The organism is Bradyrhizobium sp. P5_C11_2, from assembly GCF_054049755.1.
Genome location: NZ_JBFULT010000452.1, coordinates 1 through 6,183, shown reverse-complemented (window position 1 = coordinate 6,183; position 6,183 = coordinate 1). Strand labels below are relative to the sequence as shown.

General features: G+C 65.9%; 8 protein-coding genes. All 8 read left to right on the top strand.

Annotated elements, in window-relative coordinates; genetic code table 11:
• Positions 1-22 precede the first annotated feature (22 nt).
• From ACXJL8_RS30765 to ACXJL8_RS30730, 8 genes are read left to right on the top strand one after another with little or no spacing between them, the layout of a single operon-like run.
• Positions 23-634, top strand: coding sequence for a permease (locus ACXJL8_RS30765; RefSeq protein ID WP_456617376.1), 612 nt, complete (start codon positions 23-25; stop codon positions 632-634).
• Positions 631-1,131 (top strand): hypothetical protein, encoded by a 501-nt coding sequence (locus ACXJL8_RS30760; protein ID WP_456617377.1) that lies wholly within the window; start codon positions 631-633, stop codon positions 1,129-1,131. Before ACXJL8_RS30765 ends, ACXJL8_RS30760 begins: the two co-directional genes overlap by 4 nt.
• Positions 1,132-1,174: 43 nt before the next feature.
• On the top strand, positions 1,175-1,399 hold the full coding sequence (locus ACXJL8_RS30755; protein ID WP_456617378.1) for a hypothetical protein: 225 nt from the start codon (positions 1,175-1,177) through the stop codon (positions 1,397-1,399).
• Between the two features lie 2 nt (positions 1,400-1,401).
• Positions 1,402-2,157 carry a metal ABC transporter ATP-binding protein gene (locus tag ACXJL8_RS30750; RefSeq protein ID WP_456617379.1) on the top strand — a complete coding sequence of 252 codons (756 nt, stop codon included), beginning with the start codon at positions 1,402-1,404 and terminating at the stop codon, positions 2,155-2,157.
• Between the two features lie 6 nt (positions 2,158-2,163).
• On the top strand, positions 2,164-3,033 hold the full coding sequence (locus ACXJL8_RS30745) for a metal ABC transporter permease (protein ID WP_456617380.1): 870 nt from the start codon (positions 2,164-2,166) through the stop codon (positions 3,031-3,033).
• A gap of 6 nt (positions 3,034-3,039) precedes the next feature.
• Positions 3,040-3,903, top strand: coding sequence for a metal ABC transporter solute-binding protein, Zn/Mn family (locus ACXJL8_RS30740; RefSeq protein WP_456686134.1), 864 nt, complete (start codon positions 3,040-3,042; stop codon positions 3,901-3,903).
• 53 nt (positions 3,904-3,956) lie between these two features.
• The gene (locus tag ACXJL8_RS30735; protein ID WP_456617382.1) at positions 3,957-5,000 is read left to right on the top strand and encodes a CobW family GTP-binding protein; all 1,044 of its coding nucleotides are present in this window, start codon (positions 3,957-3,959) and stop codon (positions 4,998-5,000) included.
• The gene (locus tag ACXJL8_RS30730; protein WP_456686135.1) at positions 5,000-6,019 is read left to right on the top strand and encodes a WD40 repeat domain-containing protein; all 1,020 of its coding nucleotides are present in this window, start codon (positions 5,000-5,002) and stop codon (positions 6,017-6,019) included. Before ACXJL8_RS30735 ends, ACXJL8_RS30730 begins: the two co-directional genes overlap by 1 nt.
• The last annotated feature ends 164 nt before the right edge of the window (positions 6,020-6,183 follow it).

The window sequence follows — 6,183 nt, the reverse complement described above, 5'->3', positions numbered from 1 at the left end:
CCCTCCATCCGATCCAAGCCCGTTGTCAGAATCTTCCCCAAAAGACCCGGCGCCTGCCGCTGACGCCGAGTCCGAGCCGCGGCCGGGCCGTGTGCGCAAGCCGATCGGCTGGTCGACGATCATCATTGCAGCCCTGGTGGCGGTGAGCGCGGCGCTGGTCTGGCGGCGTGACGGCACCAGCGGTGTCCTCGAAATCCTCACCCACGACCTCTCGCTGTTCGGCGGCATCCTGCCGCGCGTGCTGGCGGGCTGCCTGCTCGGGGCCTTCATCTCCGAGATCCTGCCGCACGAAAAGGTCTCGCGCTCGCTGGGGCCGAAGTCCGGGCTGAAGGGCCTCCTGATCGGCACCGCCTTCGGCGCGATCCTGCCGGGCGGACCCTTCACGGCCTACCCGGTGGCGAGCGCGCTGCTGGCGGTCGGGGCCGATTTCGGCGCCACCATCGCCATGGTCGTGAGTTGGACCCTGATCGGCTATGGCCGGGCGGTGGCCTGGGAAATCCCGATCATGGGCACCGACTTCACGCTGTGGCGCATCGTCATCTCGCTGCCGCTGCCGGTGCTCGCCGGCGCGCTCGGCCGCTTCGTCTATGTCCGGATGTATCCGAAGCCAGCCATGAAGGACGACGAGACTTGAGCGCCGCGCTTCTCATCGACATCCTGCTGTGGGGCTCGGTCTTCGGCGTCGGTTTGATCGCCTTCCGCCGCGGCCCACCGGTGTTCAAGGCCTCGCTCCGCGAAGGTTCGATGGATTTCATCAACATCGTGCCGCGGATTGCGTTGGGGGTGATCGGCTCCGGCTATATCGCCGCCATCATCCCGCAGGAGGTGATCACCGGCTGGCTCGGGCCTGACAGCTGCTGGCTTGGGGTCGCGACCGCCGTGGTCGCCGGCGCCGCCACGCCCGGCGGCCCGGTGATCGGCTTCTCCATCGGCACGGTGGCGCTGAAATCGGGCGGCGGGGTGCCGCAGGTGGTCGCCTATGTCGTTGCCTGGGCGCTGTTCGCCTTCCAGCGGGTGATTTTGTGGGAAATTCCGTTCATGCCCGCCCGTTTCGTCTGGTTCCGCTGCGCGGCTTCGGTTCCGTTTCCCTTCGTGGCGGCGGCCATCGCAATGGTGATTGGGAAGCCCTAGAGCCGGCGTGGACAGGCGTAATGTTATAATATAACGTCCTGAAATGGTTCCCGCCGCGTCCCACACCCACCAGCACGACCATTCCCATGCCCACGGGCATTCGCACGGGCACGACCACACGCATGCCCATGTCCACGATGCGGCTTCCCCGCATCCGGCGCAGGCGGCACCGTGGTCGATCCTGCGCATGACCATGGCTGCGCGGCTGTCGGCGGCGGTTGCCGTCTGCGCCGTGCTCTGGGCCATGGTGTGGCTGGCGATGAGGTGACCATGGCGGCCGTGCATTTCCACAACGTCACGCTCGGCTATGACCGGCACCCGGCGGTGCATCACCTCAATGGCGAGGTCGCCTCTGGCGCGCTGGTCGCCGTGATCGGCCCGAACGGCGCCGGCAAGTCGACCCTGCTGCGCGGCATCGTCGGCATCCTCAAGCCGCTCGACGGCAGCATCCATCTCGGCGAGCTCGACTCCCGCGACATCGCCTATCTGCCGCAGAGTACGGAGATCGACCGCAGCTTTCCGATCTCGGTGTTCGATTTCGTTGCCACCGGCCTCTGGCGCGCGACCGGCCTGTTCGGCGGCATCGGCAAGGCGGCGCGCGAGAAAATCCTGCATGCGATCGGCGCCGTTGGCCTCAACGGCTTCGAGAACCGCCCGATCGGCACGCTCTCCGGCGGCCAGATGCAGCGCGTGCTGTTCGCGCGCGTGCTGCTCCAGGACGCGAGCCTCATCGTGCTCGACGAGCCCTTCAACGCCATCGACAGCAAGACCACGATCGATCTGCTCGCGCTGGTGAAGCACTGGCACGGCGAGGGCCGCACCGTGCTCGCCGCGCTGCACGACATGGAGATGGTGCGCAACCATTTCAGCGAAACACTGGTGCTGGCGCGTGGCCCCGTGGCCTGGGGGCCGACGGCGGAGGTTCTGACGCCGGAAAACCTGATGGTCGCGATGCGGATGTGCGAGGCCTTCGACGACAGCGCAGCCGCCTGCGCGGCCGATGACGCCAGCTCGCGGGCGGCGTGATCCGAGATGCTCCACGACGCGCTGATCGGCCCGTTCACCGAATTCGAGTTCATGCGGCGCGCGCTCGCCGCCGTCATTGCGCTGTCGCTGGCCGGCGCCCCGATCGGGGTGTTCCTCATGCTGCGGCGGATGAGTCTCGTCGGCGATGCCATGGCACATGCGATCCTGCCGGGCGCAGCCGTAGGCTTCCTGCTCTCCGGCCTCAATCTGTTCGCGATGACCGCCGGCGGCCTGATCGCCGGCTTTGCGGTCGCAATCCTCGCCGGCGTGGTCGCGCGCTCGACCGGGCTGAAGGAGGATGCCTCGCTGGCGACCTTCTATCTGGCCTCGCTGGCGCTGGGTGTCACCATCGTCTCGATCAAGGGCACCAATATCGATCTCCTGCACGTGCTGTTCGGCAACATCCTCGCCATGGACGACCAGACGCTGCTGGTGGTCGCCTTCAACGCCACCGTCACGCTCTTGGTGCTCGCCGTGATCTATCGCCCGCTGGTGATCGAGAGCGTCGATCCCTTGTTCCTGCGCACCGTGAGCCGCGCCGGCGGACCCGCGCATCTCGCCTTCCTCGCGCTGGTCGTCATCAACCTCGTCAACGGCTTTCAGGCGCTCGGCACCTTGCTCGCAGTGGGCCTGATGATCCTGCCCGCCGGGATCGCGCGGTTCTGGTCGCGCGATCTCACGGCCATGATCTGCATCGCCGTGATCGCCGCCGCGGTCTCGGGCTATGCCGGCCTCGTGCTGTCGTTCCAGACCCGCGTGCCGTCGGGCCCTGCGATCATTCTGGTGGCGAGCGTATTCTACATCGTCTCCGTCCTGTTCGGCCGCGTCGGCGGCATCGTCCGGCAGCTGTTTCCCGGCCGGCATCTGGAAGCGTGACCGGCAATGCTGCGTGTCCTGCTTTGTGTGCTGTTGCTGATCGCTTCGCCGCTGCATGCCGCGGAGCGGCTCAACGTGGTCGCGAGCTTCTCGATCCTCGGCGATTTCGTCCGTAACGTTGGCGGGGACCGGGTCAACGTCACGACGCTGGTTGGACCCGACAGCGACGTCCACGTCTACACGCCCGCGCCGAGCGATGCGAAGCGGATCGCGGACGCAAAGCTCGTCATCGTCAACGGGCTCGGCCTCGAAGGCTGGCTGCCGCGGCTGGTGCAGTCCTCYGGCAGGAAGGCGCAGGTGGTCACCGTGAGCGCCGGCATCGCGCCCCTGAAGCTCGGCGCGGCCGCAGACCCCCATGCCTGGCAGTCCGTCCCCAACGCCARRATCTAYGTGAKCGACATCGCCAAYGCGCTGGCCGCSGCCGAYCCKGACGRCGCGGACGTCTTCCGTGCGCAGGCCAAAGCCTATCTGGAAAAGCTCGAAACGCTCGACCGGGAGGTCCGCGAGGCCGTTGCAAAGATCCCGCCGGAGCGGCGCAAGGTGATCTCGACTCACGACGCCTTTGGTTATTTTGCCGCCGAATACGGCGTCCAGTTCATCGCGCCGCTTGGGGTTTCCACCGAAACCGAGCCCAGCGCGCGGGATATCGCTAGTATTATCGGCCAGATCAAGGCCGCGAGGATCCCGGCGGTGTTCCTGGAGAATATCAGCGACGACCGGCTGATCCGGCGGATCGCGGCGGAGACCGGCTCAAAGGTCGGCGGGACCCTGATTTCGGACGGTTTGACCGGCGAAAAGGGGCTCGCCCCCACTTACATTGATATGGTCAGGCACAATATAAAGGCCCTGACCAGCGCGCTTGACCACTAGGGCAGGGGCCACCCCGCCTCGCGTCGCGCGACCAGCCCGATGTCGGAGTAGTTATGTCTGAAGCGACTTCCAGCAAGATTCCCGTGACCGTCCTGACCGGCTATCTCGGCGCCGGCAAGACCACGCTTTTGAACCGCATCCTGTCGGAGAACCACGGCAAGAAATACGCCGTCATCGTCAACGAATTCGGCGAGATCGGCATCGACAACGACCTCATCATCGGCGCCGATGAGGAAGTGTTCGAAATGAACAATGGCTGCATCTGCTGCACCGTGCGCGGCGACCTCGTGCGCATCATGGACGGCTTGATGAAGCGCAAGGGCAAGTTCGACGCTATCATCGTCGAGACCACGGGCCTTGCCGATCCGGCGCCGGTGGCCCAGACCTTCTTCGTCGACGAGGACGTGCAGAGGAACGCCCGGCTCGATGCGGTCGTCACGGTCGCGGACGCCAAATGGCTGTCCGACCGGCTCAAGGACGCGCCCGAGGCCAAGAACCAGATCGCCTTCGCCGACGTCATCGTGCTCAACAAGACCGATCTCGTCACCAAGCCCGAGCTTGCCGAGGTCGAGGCCCGCATCCGCGCCATCAACCCCTATGCGAAGCTGCACCGCACCGAGCGCTGCTCGGTGGCGCTGGCCGACGTGCTCGATCGTGGCGCGTTCGACCTCGACCGCATCCTCGATATCGAGCCGGACTTCCTCAATGCCGACGATCATGACCACGACCATGATCATCATCATGGTCACGACCATCACCACCACGATCACGGCCACGGCCTGAAGCACTATCACGACGAGGACATGCAGTCGCTGTCGCTCAAGACCGACAAGCCGCTCGATCCGAACGTGTTCATGCCCTGGCTCCAGAATCTGGTGCAGGTCGAGGGCGGCAAGATCCTGCGCTCCAAGGGTATCCTCGCCTTCCACGACGATGACGACCGCTACGTCTTCCAGGGCGTCCACATGATGCTGGAGGGCAACCATCAGCGGAAATGGAAGGACGGCGAGGCGCGCGAGAGCCGCCTCGTCTTCATCGGCCGCGAATTGCCGGAACAGGCCATTCGCGAGGGTTTTGAGAGCTGCATCGTCTCGTGATGAAAGAGTTTACGCCGGCCCCCGATTCCGCCTCGATCGTCTCCGTCACCGACCGCGTCAAGCCGGTCGCGCTGGGGATGGCCGTGACCTCGGTGCATTTCCTTGGGCCTCGTGCCGCCTTCGTCGGCGGCGAGGAGAACGTCGCGCTGGTCGATGCCAAGGGCGAGATCAGCACGATCGCCGTGCACAGCGGCGGCATTCTCTCGACCGCCTCCGACGGCAAGCGCCTCGTGATGGGCGGTGACGACGGCAAGGTCGTCTCGCTCGATGCCAAGGGCGAGGTGACGCTGCTTGCGACCGACCCGAAGCGGCGCTGGATCGATGCGGTGGCGCTGCATGCCGACGGCGCCTACGCCTGGTCGGCCGGGAAATTCGCGTTCGTCAAGAGCGGCAAGAACGAGGAGAAGTCGCTCGAGGTGCCCTCGACCGTCGGCGGGCTTGCGTTTGCGCCGAAAGGGCTGCGGCTCGCGATCGCGCACTACAACGGCGCGACGCTGTGGTTTCCGAATATGGAAGGATCGGCCGAATTCCTGCCCTGGGCCGGCTCGCATCTCGGCGTCACCTTCAGCCCGGACAACAAATTCCTGGTCACGACGATGCATGAGGCGGCGCTGCACGGCTGGCGGCTTGCCGACAACCGGCACATGCGCATGACCGGCTATCCCGGCCGCGTCCGCTCGATGTCCTGGAGCGCGGGCGGCAAGGCGCTGGCGACGTCGGGCGCCGACACGGTGATCCTGTGGCCGTTCGCCAGCAAGGACGGCCCGATGGGCAAGGAGCCCGCGATGCTTGCGCCGCTGCAGGCGCGCGTGTCGGTGGTTGCCTGCCACCCCAAGAACGACATCTTCGCCGCCGGCTACAGCGACGGCACCGTGCTGATGGTGCGGCTGGAGGATGGCGCCGAGATCCTGGTCCGCCGTAACGGCACTTCGCCCGTGGCCGCGCTGGCCTGGAACGCCAAGGGCACGCTGCTCGCGTTCTCCGATGAAGATGGCGAGGGTGGATTGCTGGAGCTGTGAGGCTCGCTGCCTTTCCCCCATTATGTTATTTATGTTATCGTGTAACATAACTTACAAGCAGTCCCTGTAGAGTCGCAGATGCAGGGAGCGCGATGGGCAATCTTGGATTGCCGTCGGCTCCGATCGGTTTGCGCTTGGTGCTGGTTCGTCCGGTACCGGTGCGC